16 protein-coding genes are annotated in these 17,104 nt (G+C 71.5%); 5 read left to right on the plus strand and 11 right to left on the minus strand.

Going from position 1 to position 17,104, the window contains the following annotated elements:
* The first annotated feature begins 40 nt into the window (after positions 1–40).
* A complete protein-coding gene (locus tag ACWEOH_RS18590; protein WP_452033490.1) occupies positions 41–1,591 on the plus strand; it encodes a succinic semialdehyde dehydrogenase in 1,551 nt (516 codons plus the stop codon).
* Positions 1,592–1,604: 13 nt separating this feature from the next.
* On the opposite strand, the gene ACWEOH_RS18595 is transcribed toward ACWEOH_RS18590, so the two are convergent.
* Positions 1,605–2,003: a twin-arginine translocase TatA/TatE family subunit gene (locus ACWEOH_RS18595; RefSeq protein WP_452033492.1), complete on the minus strand. Its 399-nt coding sequence runs from the start codon at positions 2,001–2,003 to the stop codon at positions 1,605–1,607.
* 85 nt (positions 2,004–2,088) lie between these two features.
* On the opposite strand from ACWEOH_RS18595, the gene ACWEOH_RS18600 reads away from it, so the two are divergent.
* Entirely contained in the window at positions 2,089–2,721 is a 633-nt protein-coding gene (locus ACWEOH_RS18600) for an O-methyltransferase (protein WP_452033494.1), read from the plus strand.
* 1 nt (position 2,722) lies between these two features.
* On the opposite strand, the gene ACWEOH_RS18605 is transcribed toward ACWEOH_RS18600, so the two are convergent.
* The 3 genes from ACWEOH_RS18605 to dapE all read right to left on the minus strand — a co-directional run bounded on the left by ACWEOH_RS18605 (position 2,723) and on the right by dapE (position 5,399).
* Positions 2,723–2,896, minus strand: a complete 174-nt coding sequence (locus ACWEOH_RS18605) for a DUF3117 domain-containing protein (protein ID WP_067875042.1) — start codon at positions 2,894–2,896, stop codon at positions 2,723–2,725.
* Positions 2,897–3,057: 161 nt separating this feature from the next.
* Positions 3,058–4,287, minus strand: coding sequence for a hypothetical protein (locus tag ACWEOH_RS18610; RefSeq protein WP_452033497.1), 1,230 nt, complete (start codon positions 4,285–4,287; stop codon positions 3,058–3,060).
* An 11-nt stretch (positions 4,288–4,298) separates the two neighbouring features.
* Entirely contained in the window at positions 4,299–5,399 is a 1,101-nt protein-coding gene (gene dapE / locus ACWEOH_RS18615; protein ID WP_452033499.1) for a succinyl-diaminopimelate desuccinylase, read from the minus strand.
* Between the two features lie 72 nt (positions 5,400–5,471).
* Between dapE and dapD the strand changes: the two genes are divergently transcribed.
* The gene (dapD, locus tag ACWEOH_RS18620) at positions 5,472–6,434 is read left to right on the plus strand and encodes a 2,3,4,5-tetrahydropyridine-2,6-dicarboxylate N-succinyltransferase (RefSeq protein WP_452033501.1); all 963 of its coding nucleotides are present in this window, start codon (positions 5,472–5,474) and stop codon (positions 6,432–6,434) included.
* A gap of 84 nt (positions 6,435–6,518) precedes the next feature.
* Positions 6,519–9,110: a penicillin acylase family protein gene (locus tag ACWEOH_RS18625; protein WP_452033503.1), complete on the plus strand. Its 2,592-nt coding sequence runs from the start codon at positions 6,519–6,521 to the stop codon at positions 9,108–9,110.
* Positions 9,111–9,189: 79 nt separating this feature from the next.
* Here the strand turns inward: ACWEOH_RS18625 and ACWEOH_RS18630 are convergent, their stop codons facing one another.
* From ACWEOH_RS18630 to ACWEOH_RS18650, 5 genes are all read right to left on the minus strand, one after another.
* A complete protein-coding gene (locus tag ACWEOH_RS18630; RefSeq protein ID WP_452033917.1) occupies positions 9,190–10,449 on the minus strand; it encodes a citrate synthase in 1,260 nt (419 codons plus the stop codon).
* 206 nt (positions 10,450–10,655) lie between these two features.
* Positions 10,656–11,771: a succinyldiaminopimelate transaminase gene (gene dapC / locus ACWEOH_RS18635; RefSeq protein ID WP_452033505.1), complete on the minus strand. Its 1,116-nt coding sequence runs from the start codon at positions 11,769–11,771 to the stop codon at positions 10,656–10,658.
* Between the two features lie 2 nt (positions 11,772–11,773).
* The gene (gene fdxA / locus ACWEOH_RS18640; RefSeq protein ID WP_148734475.1) at positions 11,774–12,094 is read right to left on the minus strand and encodes a ferredoxin; all 321 of its coding nucleotides are present in this window, start codon (positions 12,092–12,094) and stop codon (positions 11,774–11,776) included.
* A 38-nt stretch (positions 12,095–12,132) separates the two neighbouring features.
* Entirely contained in the window at positions 12,133–12,540 is a 408-nt protein-coding gene (locus ACWEOH_RS18645; protein ID WP_452033507.1) for a histidinol dehydrogenase, read from the minus strand.
* Entirely contained in the window at positions 12,537–12,980 is a 444-nt protein-coding gene (locus ACWEOH_RS18650; RefSeq protein WP_452033509.1) for a hypothetical protein, read from the minus strand. The genes ACWEOH_RS18645 and ACWEOH_RS18650 overlap by 4 nt, the downstream gene beginning before the upstream one ends.
* A 165-nt stretch (positions 12,981–13,145) precedes the next feature.
* On the opposite strand from ACWEOH_RS18650, the gene ACWEOH_RS18655 reads away from it, so the two are divergent.
* Positions 13,146–13,961 carry an enoyl-CoA hydratase/isomerase family protein gene (locus tag ACWEOH_RS18655; protein ID WP_452033511.1) on the plus strand — a complete coding sequence of 272 codons (816 nt, stop codon included), beginning with the start codon at positions 13,146–13,148 and terminating at the stop codon, positions 13,959–13,961.
* An 85-nt stretch (positions 13,962–14,046) separates the two neighbouring features.
* Here ACWEOH_RS18655 and ACWEOH_RS18660 read toward each other — a convergent pair whose 3' ends face one another.
* Both ACWEOH_RS18660 and typA read right to left on the minus strand, forming a co-directional pair.
* Positions 14,047–14,955 (minus strand): M23 family metallopeptidase, encoded by a 909-nt coding sequence (locus tag ACWEOH_RS18660; protein WP_452033513.1) that lies wholly within the window; start codon positions 14,953–14,955, stop codon positions 14,047–14,049.
* Between the two features lie 203 nt (positions 14,956–15,158).
* Positions 15,159–17,081, minus strand: coding sequence for a translational GTPase TypA (typA, locus tag ACWEOH_RS18665; RefSeq protein WP_452033515.1), 1,923 nt, complete (start codon positions 17,079–17,081; stop codon positions 15,159–15,161).
* Between the last annotated feature and the right edge of the window lie 23 nt (positions 17,082–17,104).

The raw sequence follows: 17,104 nt of genomic DNA on the forward strand, positions 1-17,104 counted from the left end.
TCGAGCGGCGAAGTGGGACAACTGACCTAGACTGTGGCTCATGCGTGCCACGATGGCCTCCCCCGACCTGTATCGGAGCCTCGCCGACGACGTCGTCGCGTCGGGGTCCGAGACCACCCCCGTGCCCACTCCCTCGACCGGCGAGACCCTGTACGAGCTCCCCCGATCGAGCGCCGACGACGTGCGCGACGCGGTGGCGCGGGCGCGACTCGCACAACTGGCGTGGGCGCGCGCGGGATTCGCCACGCGGCGCCGGATCCTCCTGCGGGCGAACGACTTGATCCTCGACCGGCGCGAGCAGCTGCTCGACCTCGTGCAGCTCGAGACGGGCAAGACCCGCGGGCAGGCGGTCGAGGAGGTCTACCAAGCGGCATCCGTCACTCGCTACAACGCGCTGTCCGCCCGTCGCGTGCTGCGAGGTCGCGGCCGCCGGGCCGGCGTCCCGCTCGCGATGACGACCCGGGTGCGCTACCGCCCCAAGGGCGTCGCCGGGGTCATCACGCCCTGGAACTACCCGCTCAGCCTCGCCGCGATGGACGTCGTGCCCGCCCTCGCCGCCGGCTGCGCGGTGGTGCAGAAGGCCGACGACCAGGCGGCGCTCACCGTGCTCGCCCTGCGACGCGCCTTCATCGACGCCGGAGTGCCCGAGGCGCTGTGGGCGGTCGTCGCCGGTCCCGCCGACGTGGTCGGCGAGGCCCTCACCGACCACGTCGACTACATCTGCTTCACCGGGTCGACGGCGGTGGGCCGGCGGATCGCCGAGAAGGCCGGACGTCGACTGGTGGGCGCCTCGCTCGAACTCGGTGGCAAGAACGCCGTGATCGTGCTCGACGACGTCGACCCCGAGCGCACCGCGGCCGACGTCGCCTACGCGTGCTTCTCCTCGATGGGACAGTTGTGCGTCTCGACCGAGCGGATCTACGTGCACCGAGCGATCGCCGGTCCGTTCACGAGGGCGCTGGTCGACCGGATCGCGACGGCGAAGCTCGGCACGTCGCTCGACTTCAGCTCCGACTTCGGCTCGCTGGCGAGCGCCGGCCAGCTCGAGCGCGTCGAAGCGCACCTCGACGACGCCGTGGCGAAGGGTGCGACCGTCATCGCCGGCGGGCGCGCGCGGCCCGGTCTCGGCCCGTGGGTCTTCGAGCCGACGGTGGTGACGGGCGTCACCCCCGACATGCGCATCCATGCCGAGGAGACCTTCGGTGCCCTGGCGTCGCTCTACCTCGTCGACAGCGAGGAGGAGGCCGTGGTCGCGGCGAACGCGAGCGAGTACGGGCTGAACGCGTCGGTGTTCACCCGGTCGCGGCGGCGCGCACGGCGCATCGCCGACGCGCTCGAGGCCGGGAGCATCAACGTGAACGAGGGCTATCGGGGATCGTTCGGCTCGGTCGACGCGCCGATGGGCGGTGTCAAGGCGTCAGGGCTCGGTCGCCGCAACGGCCCCGAGGGCCTGCTGCGATTCGTCGAACCCATCACCGTGTCCCGAGCCACCGGGGTGATCCCGCTGCCGACGAGCGGAGAGGACTTCGCCGTGCTGGCCGGGCCGTTCATGCTGCTCGCCCGGGTGCTTCGGGGCATCCGCCGACGCTGAGGTTCTGCGGGGTTTACGTCGCCTCGGAGTCGAACGGCGCGGCCTCGCCCGCGCCGAGCACCTCGCGCTTGCGCTTGTGCTGGAGGTAGGCGGAGTTCTCGTTGACCGCCGCACGGGCGACGACGGGCTTCGGCGGTTCGGGCTCGGCGAACGGGTCGACGTCGGTCAGCGCCTCGCGGATGATGCGGCGAGGGTCGTACTGCCGAGGGTCGAGCTTGCGCCAGTCGACGTCGTCGAAGTCGGAGCCCATCTCCTCCTTGACGCGGTCCTTCGCACCGGTCGCCATGTCGCGCAACGAGCGCACAAGACGGCCGAGCTGGGCGGCGTAGTGCGGGAGTCGCTCGGGCCCGAGCAGGAAGACGGCGATCACCCCGATGATGAGGAGCTTCTCGAACGTCAGACCGAACACCACTACAGGATAGTGGGCGGCGAGGCGTGTGTTCGCCGCATGCGGCGCGCCGTAGGCTTGGGGGTCGAGAGATCCCCGGGAGCCGCACGTGTCCGATCGAGACCTGAACTGGAAGTACGTCGACGAGTCGGTCGTGGAGTCCGACGCCATCGCGAAGGCCAGGCAGCAGTCCCTCGAACTCGGCATCGATCCCGTGTCGCCGGCCGTCGGCGCGCAGCTCGGCGTCATCGCCGCGGCGGCTCGCGCCGAGTCGATCATCGAGGTGGGCACCGGCGTGGGCGTCTCGGGCCTGTGGATGCTGCAGACCGTCCGCACCGCGATGCTGACGTCGATCGACACCGAGAACGAGTACCAGCAGCACGCCCGTGAGCACTTCGCCGACGCCGGGATCGCTCCCGCGCGCGTGCGACTCATCGCCGGACGCGCGAGCGAGGTGCTCCCGCGCATGAACGAGAGCTCCTACGACGTCGTCGTCATCGACGCGGATGCCCCGTCGGTGATCGAGTACGTCGAGCACGGCCTGCGCCTGGCGAAGCCGTACGGATGCGTGCTCGTGGCCCGCGCACTCTGGAAGGGTCGCGTGGCCGACCCGGCCCGCCGGGACGACGCCGCGACCGCGTTCCGCGAGCTCATCTCGGAGCTCTCGGCGTCGACGGCCGTAGCGACGGCCGTCTCCCCTGCGGGAGACGGCCTGCTCCAGATCGTGAAGCTGGGAGCCTGACTCAGGCGGGGTTCACGACGCCGCCGAGGACGTCGTAGAGCTCCTTGGCCTCAGCGTCGTTCACCGAGACGACCAGGCGACCGCCCCCCTCGAGCGGAACCCGCACGATGATGAGGCGACCCTCCTTCACAGCCTCCATAGGCCCGTCTCCGGTGCGTGGCTTCATGGCCGCCATTGAGCTACCCCTTTCGTGGCTGACCTTTCCATTATCGGCCATCCCGAGCGGCGCTGGGAAATCCCGGTCGGCTTGTGGACAACGCTTCCAGCGCCCGGAGCGCGCGCTCCGCGGCATCCGCACGCTCGATTCCGCTGCTCATCAGGAGATGTGCGCACGCATCACGGCGGGGTCCAGTCGCGGCCGTCGATGCCCCAGCAGATGAGGAGCCAGCCGACCTGCAGGGCGAGGAACAGCACCACGAGCCCCCATCGGTACCATCGCGCCCGCGGGATCGCGAACGCGCCGAGCAGCGGGAACAGCGGCGCGAGCAGCCGGAACGTGCTCGACTGCGGGAAGAACACGGCCAGCAGGTACAGGGCGTAGCTGACCGACCAGAACCGGATGTCGCTTCCGAGGCGTGCGACGGCCGGCGAGGCCACGAGCACCGCGAACACGAGGATGAGGCCGATCACCGCGATGGTGCCCATCGGTTGGCCGAGCCACCACTCCCCCGACTGGAACCACGCGGTGAAGGGCACGAGCTCGCGGTACCCGATGTATGCCGAGCGCCAGGCGAGCTCGGTGTCGAAGTAGGCGTGCAGGTCGCCGGTCGCAGCCCACGCGATGCCGATCCAGGCGAGGCCGGCGAGCCCCGAGAACACGGCGACGGATGCCGCGAGCACGCGTTCGCGCACCGGGAACGGCTCCCGGTCGCGCCGGTACCACCGCCACGCCCAGTGCAGCACGACCGTCAGCGCGAACGCGAGGGCTCCGGGCCGCGTGAACGACCACGCGAGCACGACGGGGAAGAGCCAGCCGTAGCGGCGATCGACGAGGAGCAGCAGCGCGAGTGCCAGCCAGAGGAATCCGAGCGACTCGGCGTAGCCGAACTGCAGGATCGGTGCGACGGGTGCGACGCAGAACAGCACCACCGCGTACAACGCCTGGTCGGGCTCGAGGAACCGCGACATGAGGCGGTGGAACACGAGTGCGGCGCCGAGGCCCGCCGCCACCGAGACGAGCACGGACGCGACGTTCCACGGCACGGCGAGCCAGGTGAGCGCGCCGACGAGCGCCGGGTACACCGGGAGGAACGCCCAGGCGTTCTCGCCCACCTGCCCGCCGTCGGTGACCGGCAGGGACGACGGGTAGCCGCCCAGCCAGATGATCTGGTACCAGAGCGCGTCCCACATGTTGGCGTACTCGAAGTAGCCCGGCCTGGCCTGCGTCCACGGGTTGGGGCCCTGCACGCTCGCGAGCGCGAGCACGAAGACCGTGGTGACCACCCGGGATGCGGCGTAGACGATCGCCACCCTCGCCCACCACGGCAGCAGCCGCCATCGAACGCGCGGCGACGACCGGGTGGCGCGGAACGGATCGCGCTCCCGCTCGACCGGCGTGCTCGTCACGGCGGCCCCGCTCAGGCCGCGCCGGTGAGCCACGCCCGCAGGGCGCGCTCGCACTGCAGGATCTGGTCGGTCGCCACCCGCTCGTCGTCGGCGTGGGCCTTCAGCGGATCGCCCGGGCCGAAGTTCACGGCGGGGATGCCCATGGCGCTGAACCGCGCGACATCCGTCCAGCCGTACTTCGGATGCGCCGGGCCGCCGACGGCGGCCACGAAGCGCTGGGCGAAGTCGGCGTCGAGGCCCGGCCGGGCGCCCTCCGCCTCGTCGACCACCGTGAGCTCGTACTCGGGGAACAGGTCGCGCACGATCTCGATCGCCTCGGCCACCGTGCGGCTCGGCGCGAAGCGGTAGTTCACGTGCAGCATCGCCTCGTCGGGGATCACGTTGCCCGCGATGCCGCCCGAGACGCCCACGGCGTTCAGCCCCTCGCGGTACGCGAGCCCGTCGACCTCGATCGTGGCGGCCTCGTAGGCGGCGAGCCGCTCGAGCGCCGGCGCGAGCTTGTGCACGGCGTTGTCGCCCACCCAGCTGCGGGCGGAGTGCGCACGCACGCCGTAAGTGCGCAGCTCGACGCGGAGGTTGCCGTTGCAGCCGCCCTCGACGCGCGAGTTCGACGGCTCGCCGAGGATCGCGAAGTCGCCCGTGAACAGGTCGGGGCGGTTGCGCGCGAGGCGGCCGAGCCCGTTCAGCTCGGCCGAGACCTCCTCGTGGTCGTACCACATCCAGGTGATGTCGTACGCGGGTTCCGCGAGCTCCGCCGCGAGCTTCAGCTGCACGGCGACACCGCCCTTCATGTCCACCGTGCCGCGGCCCCAGAGGTAGCGCTCGCCGTCGATCACCTCGAAGCGCGTGGGCAGGTTGCGGTTGATCGGCACGGTGTCGAGGTGGCCCGCGATCACGACGCGGCGCTCGCGGCCGAGGTTCGTGCGGGCGACGACCGTGTCGCCGTCGCGGATGAGCTCGAGGTGCGCGGCATCCGCGAGCGCTTCGACGAGGAGGTCGGCGAGGCGCGCCTCGTCGCCCGACACGCTCGGCACGTCGCAGATCGCCTGCGTGATCGCCACCGAGTCGGCGGCGAGGTCGAGCACGGGCCGGGGCGAGGCGTCAGCAGGCATGCTCCGAGTCTACGGAGCGACCACGGGCGTCACGGATGCCGCGGGGGCCCGGCCCGCGGATACGCTGGAGTCATGCCCGCAGCTGACGACGCCGCCTCCTCCCCTGCCCCCCGCACCGCCTGGGGTCACGGCCTGGCCACGGTCGCCGCCGACGGGACCGTGCTCGACACGTGGTACCCGTCGCCGGCGCTCGGCGTCGACGACGGATCCCCCGTCCCGGTCGAGCTCCGCACGCTCGCCGAGCGCGACGAGCGCCGCGCCGTCTCGGTGGAGCCCGTCACGGTCGTGATCGACCTCGACGCGCCGCCCGCCGGCACGTCCGACGCATACCTGCGCCTGCACCTGCTGTCGCACCTCGTCGTGCAGCCCAACGAGGTGAACCTCGACGGCGTGTTCGGCCACCTCCCGGCGGTCGTGTGGACGAACGCGGGCCCGGTGCATCCGGCCGACTTCGCCCGGCTGCGCCCCTCGCTGCAGCGCGACGGCATCCACGCCACCGGGCTCGACAAGTTCCCGCGCCTGCTCGACTACGTCGTGCCCGACCGCGTGCGCATCGCGGATGCCTCGCGCGTGCGCCTGGGCGCCCACCTCGCCCCGGGCACGACCGTCATGCACGAGGGCTTCGTGAACTTCAACGCCGGCACCCTCGGCACGTCGATGGTGGAGGGCCGGATCTCGCAGGGCGTCGTGGTCGGCGACGGCAGCGACATCGGCGGCGGCGCGTCGATCATGGGCACGCTCTCGGGTGGCGGCACGCAGCGCGTCGCGATCGGCGAGCGGGCCCTGCTCGGGGCGAACTCGGGCATCGGCATCTCGATCGGCGACGACTCCGTCGTCGAGGCGGGCCTCTACGTCACGGCCGGCACGAAGGTCGTCGTGGTGGGCGGCGCGGGCGAGGCCGGCCGCACGGTGAAGGCCGTCGAGCTCTCGGGCGTGCCCAACCTGCTCTTCCGCCGCAATTCCCTCAACGGGCAGGTCGAGGTGCTCTCGCGCACGGGCGACGGCGTCGCCCTGAACGCCGCGCTGCACGCCTGACGCGACGCGCGGCGTCGTCGACTACAGTGGGGTCCTCAGGCCGCCGGTCGGCGGCCGTCGCCGTGCGCATCACGAAGGAGTGACGTGGGGACCGACGCACCCAGGACCCATCGGCATCGGGGACTCGCGTTCCTGACGGGCCTGCTCATCGCGGTGCTCGTGCTCGTGGTCGCCGCGGCCGGCCTCGGCTGGTGGACGGTGCAACGCTCCTTCCCGACCACGAGCGGCCGCCTCGAGGTGCCGGGCCTCACCGCCGCGGTCACGGTCTACCGCGACGATGCCGGGATCCCGCAGCTCGTCGCCGAGACCGACCACGACCTCTTCCTCGCCCAGGGCTACGTGCACGCGCAGGACCGTTTCTGGGAGATGGACTTCCGCCGGCACGTGACCGCCGGACGCGTCGCCGAGCTCTTCGGCGCGTCGCAGGTCGCCACCGACGCGTTCGTCCGCACGCTCGACTGGCGCGGCATCGCCGAACAGGAGTACGCCCTGCTCGACCCGGCCACGCGCGCCTACTACGAGGCCTACGCGCAGGGCGTGAACGCCTACCTCGAGGAGCGCTCGGGCGCCGACCTCTCCCTCGAGTACGCCGTGCTCGGCCTCCAGAACCCGGGGTACGCGCCCGAGCCGTGGACGCCCGTCGACTCCATCGCCTGGCTGAAGGCGATGGCCTGGGACCTGCGCTCGAACCTCGTCGACGAGGTCGACCGCGCGCTCCTCGCCAGCGAGCTGCCCGCCGAGGAGGTCGCGCGCCTGCATCCGGGGTTCGCGTGGGACTCGATGCCGACGATCATGCAGGGTATGCCGGCCGCCGCGGCCCCCGCCGGGCTCGACGCCGAGGCGCTGCCCGGCGCGGCATCCCCGGGCCTCTCGACCGCGCCCTCGACGCTCGATCCCGAGACGGCCGACGCGATCGCCGCGCCCCTCGCGTCGCTCGAAGCGCTCCTCGACGATGTGCCCGAGCTGCTCGGGCCCGACGGCGGCGAGCTCGGCTCGAACTCCTGGGTCGTCTCGGGCGCGCTCACCGAGTCGGGGATGCCGCTGCTCGCCAACGACCCGCACCTCGGGCCCGCGATGCCCTCCATCTGGACGCAGATGGGCCTGCACTGCGCCGAGCCCCGGGACGACTGCGCCTTCGACGTCGCCGGCTACACGTTCTCGGGCCTGCCCGGCGTGATCATCGGCCACAACGATCGCATCGCGTGGGGCTTCACCAACCTCGGGCCCGACGTGGCCGACCTCTACCTCGAGAAGGTCGACGGCGACACCTACGAGCTCGACGGCCAGACGATTCCGCTCACCGTTCGCGAGGAGACCATCGAGGTGGCCGGCGGCGACCCCGTGACCGTCACGGTCCGCTCGACGGCGCGCGGGCCGATCGTGACCGACATCGGGTCGGACTTCGGCGAGATCGCGGCCGAGTACCCCGCGGCATCCGGTGCGCCCGACGGCGAGTACGAGCTGTCGCTGCAGTGGACGGCGCTCACCCCGGGCACCACCGCCGCCGCCGTCTTCGCGCTGAACCGCGCCGAGGACTGGAACGACTTCCGCGGGGCGGCCGACCTGTTCGACGTGCCCGCGCAGAACCTCATCTACGCCGACGTCGACGGCAACATCGGCTACCAGGCGCCCGGCTCGATCCCGATCCGGCGTGCCGGCGACGGCACGGTGCCCATGCCCGGCTGGACGAGCGACAACGGCTGGAGCGGCATGGTGCCCTTCGACCAGCTGCCCTCCATGCTCAACCCCGCGCGCGGCTGGATCGTCACGGCGAACAACCCCGTGAGCGCCGACGGCCCGACGCTCACGCAGGACTGGGACCTCGGCTACCGGGCGGAGACCATCGAGCAGATGCTGCAGGAGCGCATCGCCGACGGCGCGAAGCTCACGTCCGACGACCTCGCCGAGATGCAGCTCGACACCGCCGACCTCAACGCCGCCGCCATCCTGCCGGTGATCGCGGAGCTGTCGCTCGAGGGCGACGCGGCACGCGGCGCCGAGCTGCTCGACGGCTGGGACGGCCGCGCCGACGTCGACAGCGCGCAGGCGGCGTACTTCGCCGTGTTCTGGCGGAACCTGCTCGACGACATGTTCGGCTCGCTCCCCGAGTCGACCCGGCCCGTCGGCGGCGACCGCTGGTACGGCGTGGTCGACGGACTGCTCGACGAGCCCGACGCCCGCTGGTGGACGAACGAGGAGCAGGGGATCGCCGGCCGCGACGCGATGCTCGCCCTCGCGCTCGACGACGCGTGGGACGAGGCGTCGAACCGCATGGGCACCGACCCCGACCGGTGGCGCTGGGGGCGGCTGCACACCCTCACGCTCACGAACCAGAGCTTCGGGGAGTCGGGCATCGCCCCGATCGAGTGGCTCTTCAACCGCGGGCCGTACGAGGTCGGCGGCGGCTCGTCGATCGTGAACGCGATCGGCTGGGACGCGACCATCGGGTACGACGTCGACTGGGTGCCGTCCATGCGCATGATCGTCGACCTCGACGACCTCGACGCGTCGCGCTGGATCAACCTCACGGGCGCGTCGGGGCACGCCTTCCATCGGAACTACGCCGACCAGGCTCCGCTCTGGCAGGAGGGCGAGACGCGCGACTGGCCGTTCACCATGGACGCCGTGCGGGAGGCCGCGAGCGAGACCCTCCAGCTGCAGCCGGCGGGCGGCTGACGATCCGGTCGGCGCACGCGGGCCGGCCCGGTGCTGAGCGTCGGTCCGAGGGGGAGCCGCGAGCGTGCTCGCCGGAGCGTCAGGCCGAGGGGTAGCCGCGAGCGGGCTCGCCCACGTACAGCTGCTGCGGGCGGCCGATCTTCGTCTGCGGGTCGAGGTTCATCTCGCGCCAGTGCGCCATCCAGCCGGGCAGGCGGCCGATCGCGAACAGCACCGTGAACATGCGCGTGGGGAAGCCCATCGCCTTGTAGATCACGCCGGTGTAGAAGTCCACGTTCGGGTAGAGGCGGCGCTCACGGAAGTAGTCGTCCTCCAGGGCGATCTGCTCGAGCTCCTTCGCGAGGTCGAGCAGCGGGTCGTTGACGCCGAGCCCCTCGAGCACCTCGTCGGCCGACTCCTTCACGAGCTTCGCGCGCGGGTCGTAGTTCTTGTAGACCCGGTGGCCGAAGCCCATGAGCTTGACGCCGTCCTCCTTGCGCTTGACGCGCTCGACGAACTTGGCGACGCCCTCGCCCGAGTCGCGGATGCGGGCGAGCATCTGCAGGACGGCCTCGTTCGCGCCGCCGTGCAGCGGACCCGAGAGTGCCTGGATGCCGGCGGAGATCGACGCGTAGAGGTTCGCGCCCGTGGAGCCGACGAGGCGCACGGTCGAGGTCGACGCGTTCTGCTCGTGGTCCTCGTGGAGGATGAGCAGGCGGTCGAGCGCCTTCGAGAGCACCGGGTCGATCGCATACGGCCCGGCCATGTTGCCGAAGTTGAGGCGCAGGAAGTTGTCGACGAAGCTCAGCGAGTTGTCGGGGTAGAGGAACGCCTGGCCGATGCTCTTCTTGTGCGCGTAGGCGGCGATCACCGGGAGCTTCGCCAGCAGGCGCACCATCGTGAGCTCGACGTGGTCGTTCTCGTGCGGGTCGGACGAGTCCTCGTAGTAGGTCGAGAGCGCGGAGACGGCGCTGGAGAGCACCGCCATCGGGTGCGCGGTGTGCGGAAGCGCCGAGAAGAAGCGCTTCAGGTCTTCGTGCAGGAGCGTGTGGCGACGGATCTTCTCGTCGAACTCCGCGAGCTGGTCGGTCGTCGGGAGGCTGCCGTAGATCAGCAGCCACGCCACCTCGAGGTACGTCGAGTGCTCGGCGAGCTGCTCGATGGGGAACCCGCGGTAGCGGAGGATGCCCTGCTCACCGTCGATATAGGTGATCTCCGAGCGGGTGGATGCGGTGTTGACGAAGCCGTAGTCGAGCGCGGTGAGGCCGGTCTGGCGGGTGAGGGTCGACAGGTCGATGCTCGAGTTGCCGTCGACGGCGCGGCGGATCGGGAACTCCGCGGTGCCGCCCGGGAAGGACAGGGTGGCGGCGTCGGGGTCCTGCCCGTCCGCCGGGGTCACGACGTCGCTCACGGCGCCTCCTGTGATCGTCACGTTCGCGGTCACCTGCTTTCCGATTTGGGGCCGAAGGGCCGCGGATCCGAATACAGCCTAGACGTGGTCGCGGCACACTGTGGCATCCGCCAAGGAATCATGGCTTCCATTGAGGGGATGCACAGCCCGTGCGATCAGGCGTGGACGGCCGCCCGAAGCCGCTCCGCAGCGGCCGAGATGCGCTCGTCGCTCGCCGTGAGCGAGAGGCGCACGTGCTCGGGGAAGTGCACGCCGTAGAAGTGGCCTGGACCGCCCAGGATGCCGAGGTCGGCGAGACGACCGAGGCTGTCCCACGCGTCGCGGCCCTCGGTCGCCCAGAGGTAGAGCCCGGCCTCGCTGCGGTCGATGCGGAAGCCCGCCTCCTCGAGAGCCGGCTTCAGGATGCCGCGCCGTGCCCGGTACCGCTCCTTCTGCTCCGCGACGTGCGCCTCGTCGCCGAGGGCGGCCACCATCGCGTGCTGCAGCGGCTGCGGGAGCATGAGCCCCGCGTGCTTGCGCACGTTGGTGATGCGCGCGATGAGCGTGCGGCATCCGGCCATGAACGCGGCACGGTAGCCCGCCATGTTCGACTGCTTCGAGAGCGAGTAGATGACGAGCGTGTCGCGGCGGTCGCCGTCGGTGACGGCGGGGTCCAGGAGGCTCGGCACGGGCTCGTCGGCCCAGCGCCCCTCCCACCCGAGTTCGGCGTAGCACTCGTCGCCCACGATGACGGCGCCGAGCTCGCGTGCGCGTGCGCGAGCCGCGCGGAGTTCCTCGATCGTGAGCACCCGGCCGTCGGGGTTGCCGGGGCTGTTCAGCCAGATGAGCCGGGTGCCGACCGGCCACGCGGCCGGGTCGTCGGCGGCCATGGCGGTCGCGCCGACGAGCACGGCGCCCATCTCGTAGCTCGGGTAGGCCGCGCGCGGGTGCACCACGATGTCGCCCTCGCCGAGGCCGAGGAGGAAGGGCAGTAGCGCGACGAGCTCCTTCGAGCCGATCGTCGGCAGCACGTTCGCCTCGGTGAGCCCCGGCACGCCGCGGCGCCGCTCGAACCAGCGCACGATCTCGGCGCGGAGCTCGGGCGTGCCCACCGTGGTGGGGTACGCGTGCGCGTCGGTGGCGACGGCGAGCGCCTCGCGAACGACGTCTGGCGTGGGATCGACGGGCGAGCCGATCGACAGGTCCACGATGCCGCCCGGGTGCGACGCGGCCCGATCGCGGTAGGGACCCATGAGGTCCCAGGGGTAGTCGGGCAGCTCGCCCCGCGCCATGCTCAGTGGCCCTGCGGCGGCAGGGCGGCGATGATCGGGTGGTCCTTGGGGATCACGCCGACCTTCGCGGCGCCGCCCGGCGAGCCGACCTCGTCGAAGAACTCGACGTTGGCCTTGTAGTAGTCGGCCCACTCCTCGGGGAGGTCGTCCTCGTAGTAGATCGCCTCGACGGGGCACACGGGCTCGCAGGCGCCGCAGTCGACGCACTCGTCGGGGTGGATGTAGAGCGAGCGTTCACCCTCGTAGATGCAGTCGACGGGGCATTCGTCGATGCAGGCCCGGTCCTTGACGTCGACACACGGCAGGGCGATGACATAGGTCACGGTGACTCGCTGTCCTCTCGGATGGCTGGGATACCAGTCTATGCGCCGTCGGCGACGGCGGTGCGTCTCGCGGGCAGGCTCGGCCATGCGACCACGAGCACCGCGATGAGCGCTGGCCCGACCGCCCAGACGGTGCCGACGAGGTCGCCGGCGACCAGCACGGACCCGCCCGGTCCGGGCAGCGTGAGCAGCGCGACGATGCCCACGATCCCGGCGCCGGTGGCCGCGGCGGCCCAGCGCCCGCCCGCCACGAGCCGGATGCCGAGCAGGAGCGCGAAGACGCCGACGAGGGCGAGCACGAGGCCCCACGGGAGTTCGACGTCGCCGATGCGGATGGCCTGCCGGTGGCCGATCGTGGCGACCGCGCCGTAGATCACGCCGATGAGGAAGGCGAGGGCGTACGTGCCGACGCGCGCGATGAGCGTCGGGCGCTGCCGGTCGCTCACTGCACCGGGGTCACGGTGTAGACGACCGACGATCCCTGCCCGACGAGCAGCACCGAGTACTCGCCGTCGCCGTACAACTCGGCACCCATGCCGCCGGTCGCGATCGACTCGTCCTTGGTGAAGCCCGCGGACTCGAGGGCGGCCACGGCATCGGCCATCGGATCGGCGGCGTCGGACTTGATCGTGACCACCCAGCCGTCGGTGCCCTCTGCTGAACCGCCGGCGCCGATCGAGATCTCGCCGTCGATCAGGGGAATCGACTCGGGGAAGCCCTCGGGCAGCTCGCCGAGGCTGACGTCGCCGCCGGTCGCGCCCTCGATCGCGTCCTCGACCCCCTGCTGCACGACGTCGGCAGGATTGCAGCCGGTCAGGAGCGACGCGGTGACGCCGGCGATCGCGAGGGCGATCGCGGCACGGGTGCGGGTCGTCGGGGTCGACATGACGGACTCCTCTGTGGCGACGAGTGGCGGAGGGCGAGCCGGTGCGCGCGGCGCGGAGCCGCGGCATCCGCTCGCCTCGGAGTCTACCGTTCGACGCTCGGCGGCGACGATGCCGTAGCGTGGGTGAGGCGCGGCGCCGGCGCCGCCGGAGAGGACTCGATGACGATGTCGGATGCTGCAGCGACCGGGGGCGAGGGCGAGCGGGCGGTTCGCGTGGAGCGCGACGGCGACGTCGCGATCGTCACGATCGACCGGCCCGCCGCGCTCAACGCGCTCTCGGCGTCGGTGCTCGAGGAGCTCGAGGCCGCGTTCCTGGCGCTGGCCGACGACGTGCCGGCCGTCCGGGGGGTGCTGCTCGTGGGCGAGGGCGGGCGCGCGTTCGTCGCGGGCGCCGACATCCGCGCGATGACGTCGCTCACGCCCGAGGAGGCCGCCGCCCTGTCGCGGCGGGGCCACCGGGCCGCCGCCGCGATCGAGGCGCTCCCCGCGCCGGTGATCGCCTGCGTCGACGGCTACGCGCTCGGCGGCGGGCTCGAGATGGCGCTCGCGTGCGACCTCATCTATGCGACGGATGCCTCGACGTTCGGCCAGCCCGAGGTGAAGCTCGGCCTCATCCCCGGCTTCGGCGGCACCGTGCGGCTGCCGCGCGTGGTGGGCCTCGCGCGCGCCAAGGAACTCATCTACTCCGGACGGCGCATCGGCATCGACGAGGCGCTCGACTCCGGTCTCGTCGCCCGCAGCTTCACCGACCGCGCGACGCTCCTCGACGGGGCGCGTGCGACCATCGAGCTGATCGCGACGAACTCCCCCACCGCGGTCGGCACGGCCAAGCGCGTGCTCGTCGAAGCGGCGGGTCGGCCCACCGAGGTCGCGAGCGACATCGAGGTCGGCGCGTTCGAGGACGCGTTCCGCACGGAGGACATGCGGGAGGGCGTCGCCGCGTTCCTCGAGAAGCGCGAACCGCGGTTCGGCGGCGCCTGAAGCGCGTTCGCGCCCCAGTGCTCAGGATCGCGCACAGCGGACGTGATCCGCGGAGCCGACGCATGCGCCGGCCCCGCGGCATCCGTCACGCGTTGACGTGCTCGGAGAGCCAGGCGAACCCGTCGAAGCGCGCGCCGTCGGCGCCGAACATCTCGAGGTGCAGGTGGGGACCGGTCGACTGGCCGGTCGTGCCGACGAGGCCGAGCTGCTGGCCTGCGCTGACGCGCTGGCCCTCGGACACCTGGAGCGAGCCGTACTGCATGTGCGCGTACGAGGTGGTGATGAGCTCGCCGCCGATGTTGTGCTGCACCTCGACGTTCACGCCGAGCCCGCCGCCGTTCTCGGTCGCGAGCACGACGACGCCGTCGGCGACCGACATCACGGGCGTGCCGTTGCCGGGGTTGAAGTCGACGCCGTCGTGGTACGTGGAGCAGCCCGAGCAGGGGGCGTCGCGCGGGCCGAAGCCCGATGCGCGCTTGGACCAGTCGATCACCGGCCAGACGATGCGGTCGGACTCGACGACCGAGACCGAGCCGAGTCCGGCGACCTCGCTCGTGATGGGCGGCGGGGCCGCCTCGACGGCGTAGCCCTCGACCGACATGGGCTCGAGCTCGGCCTCGCTCGCGACGTCGAGCGTCTGGGGGTCGAGCGAGATCGTGTCGTCGACCGGGGCGTAGACCGAGGCGCGGGGCTCGGCGTCGGTCGCGCTGATCGCGAGCGCGGGCACGCTCGTCGCGATCATCATGCCGCCGACGAACGACATCGCGAGCATCGAGAACGCCGGACGGAGCGCACGCCGCCGACGGCCCTGGGGGCGGGTCGACGGCGTCGGGGCCGTGGGCGTCGGAGCCGTGACGGCCGCGCCGGTGGCCGCCGCGGCCGTGCGTCGCTCGCTGGAGCGCGCGGCGGAATCACGGGTGGGTCGAGTGGAGCGGGTGCTGAAGCGGGCAGGGGGCTTGGGGGCGGCGCGACGGCCGTGCTTGGGGGGAGTCATGCAGTGCGTTACGTATTCGGGTTCGGGGGCGTTGAGACAATCCCGGCTACAGTACGTAGCCAGTCTGGGAGGTTCCTCCGTTATCGAACCGTTATCTGGGAAAGCCCTGAGAACGCTTTCCGAAACGATTCACTCGACGAGGCCCCGCAGACGCCGAAGGACGCCCGAGGCACTCCCCCGGGCGTCCTTCGAACGCACCTCTGCTAGCCCTGCTTCTTCAGGCGCGACGCGGCCCGGGCACGGGCCGTCTGATCGAGTTCGACCTTGCGGATGCGCACCTTCTCGGGCGTGACCTCGACGCACTCGTCCTCACGGGCGAACTCCAGGCACTCCTCGAGCGTGAGCTGGCGCGAGGGCGTCATCGACTCGAAGGTGTCGGCCGTCGACGAACGCATGTTCGTGAGCTTCTTCTCCTTCGTGATGTTCACGTCCATGTCGTCGTTGCGGGAGTTCTCGCCGATGACCATGCCCTCGTAGACCTCCTCGGTGGGGTTCACGAAGAAGGTCATGCGCTCCTGGAGCGCGATGATGGCGAACGGCGTGACCACTCCGGCGCGGTCGGCCACGATGGAGCCGTTGTTGCGCGTCGTGATGGCGCCCGCCCACTCGTCGTAGCCGTGCGAGATCGCGTTCGCGATGCCGGTGCCGCGCGTGATGGTGAGGAACTCGGTGCGGAACCCGATGAGCCCGCGGCTCGGCACGATGAACTCCATGCGCACCCAGCCCGTGCCGTGGTTCGCCATGTTGTCCATGCGGCCCTTGCGGGCGGCGAGGAGCTGCGTGATCGCGCCGAGGTACTCCTCGGGCGCGTCGATCGTGAGGTGCTCGTAGGGCTCGTGCACCTTGCCGTCGACGGTGCGCGTGACCACCTGCGGCTTGCCGACGGTGAGCTCGAAGCCCTCGCGGCGCATCTGCTCGACGAGGATCGCGAGCGCGAGCTCGCCGCGGCCCTGCACCTCCCATGCGTCGGGGCGGCCGATGTCGACGACCTTCAGCGACACGTTGCCGACCAGCTCGCGGTCGAGGCGGTCCTTCACCATGCGGGCGGTGAGCTTGTGGCCCTTGACCTTGCCGACGATGGGCGAGGTGTTGGTGCCGATCGTCATCGAGATGGCGGGGTCGTCGACGTGGATCGCGGGCAGCGGGCGCACGTCCTCGGGGTCGGCGAGGGTCTCGCCGATCGTGATGTCCTCGATGCCCGCGACGGCGATGATGTCGCCGGGTCCGGCGTCGTCGGCGGGGAAGCGCTCGAGGGCCTTCGTCTTCAGGAGCTCGGTGATGCGCACGTTCGAGTGCGAGCCGTCGTGGCGCACCCACGCGACCGTCTGGCCCTTGCGGATGGTGCCGTTGAACACGCGGAGCAGCGCGAGGCGGCCGAGGAACGGCGAGGCGTCGAGGTTCGTCACCCACGCCTGCAGGGGCGCCTCGTCGTCGTAGGTCGGCGCGGGCACGTGCTCGAGGATCGCCTCGAACAGCGGCTCGAGGTCGTCGCTGTCGGGCAGGCTGCCGTTCGCGGGCTTCGTGCTGGAGGCGCGGCCGGCCTTGCCCGACGCGTAGACGACGGGGACGTCGAGGATGGCGTCGAGGTCGAGGTCGCCATCCGTTCCAGCGGACGCAGCGTCGTCGGCGAGGTCGCTCGCGAGGCCGAGGAGCAGGTCCTGGCTCTCGGCGACGACCTCGTCGATGCGCGCGTCGGGCCGGTCGGTCTTGTTGACGAGCAGGATCACGGGCAGTCGCGCCTCGAGGGCCTTGCGCAGCACGAACCGGGTCTGCGGCAGCGGGCCCTCGCTCGCGTCGACGAGGAGCACCACGCCGTCGACCATCGAGAGACCGCGCTCGACCTCGCCGCCGAAGTCGGCGTGACCCGGGGTGTCGATCACGTTGATGGTGACGGCCCCGCCGTTCGCGTGCGCACCGCGGTACTCGACCGCGGTGTTCTTCGCGAGGATCGTGATGCCCTTCTCGCGCTCGAGCTCGTTCGAGTCCATCGCGCGCTCGTCGACGTGCGCGTGCTCGGCGAACGAGTTGGTCTGCTTGAGCATGGCGTCGACGAGCGTCGTCTTGCCGTGGTCGACGTGGGCGACGATCGCGACGTTGCGCAGGTCGTTGCGGGTGGCGTTGGCCATTGGTGGGTCCTCAGTGGGTGCGT

The sequence above is a fragment of the Agromyces sp. NPDC004153 genome (assembly GCF_053603635.1).

What these genes read in the sequence shown, in the direction of transcription:
- ACWEOH_RS18590 (WP_452033490.1), top strand. Translation starts at nt 41, where the DNA reads ATGCGTGCCACGATGGCCTCCCCCGACCTGTATCGGAGCCTCGCCGAC.
- ACWEOH_RS18605 (WP_067875042.1), bottom strand. Translation starts at nt 2,896, where the DNA reads ATGGCGGCCATGAAGCCACGCACCGGAGACGGGCCTATGGAGGCTGTG.
- dapE (WP_452033499.1), bottom strand. Translation starts at nt 5,399, where the DNA reads ATGCCTGCTGACGCCTCGCCCCGGCCCGTGCTCGACCTCGCCGCCGAC.
- dapD (WP_452033501.1), top strand. Translation starts at nt 5,472, where the DNA reads ATGCCCGCAGCTGACGACGCCGCCTCCTCCCCTGCCCCCCGCACCGCC.
- dapC (WP_452033505.1), bottom strand. Translation starts at nt 11,771, where the DNA reads ATGGCGCGGGGCGAGCTGCCCGACTACCCCTGGGACCTCATGGGTCCC.
- ACWEOH_RS18650 (WP_452033509.1), bottom strand. Translation starts at nt 12,980, where the DNA reads ATGTCGACCCCGACGACCCGCACCCGTGCCGCGATCGCCCTCGCGATC.
- ACWEOH_RS18655 (WP_452033511.1), top strand. Translation starts at nt 13,146, where the DNA reads ATGTCGGATGCTGCAGCGACCGGGGGCGAGGGCGAGCGGGCGGTTCGC.
- ACWEOH_RS18660 (WP_452033513.1), bottom strand. Translation starts at nt 14,955, where the DNA reads ATGACTCCCCCCAAGCACGGCCGTCGCGCCGCCCCCAAGCCCCCTGCC.
- typA (WP_452033515.1), bottom strand. Translation starts at nt 17,081, where the DNA reads ATGGCCAACGCCACCCGCAACGACCTGCGCAACGTCGCGATCGTCGCC.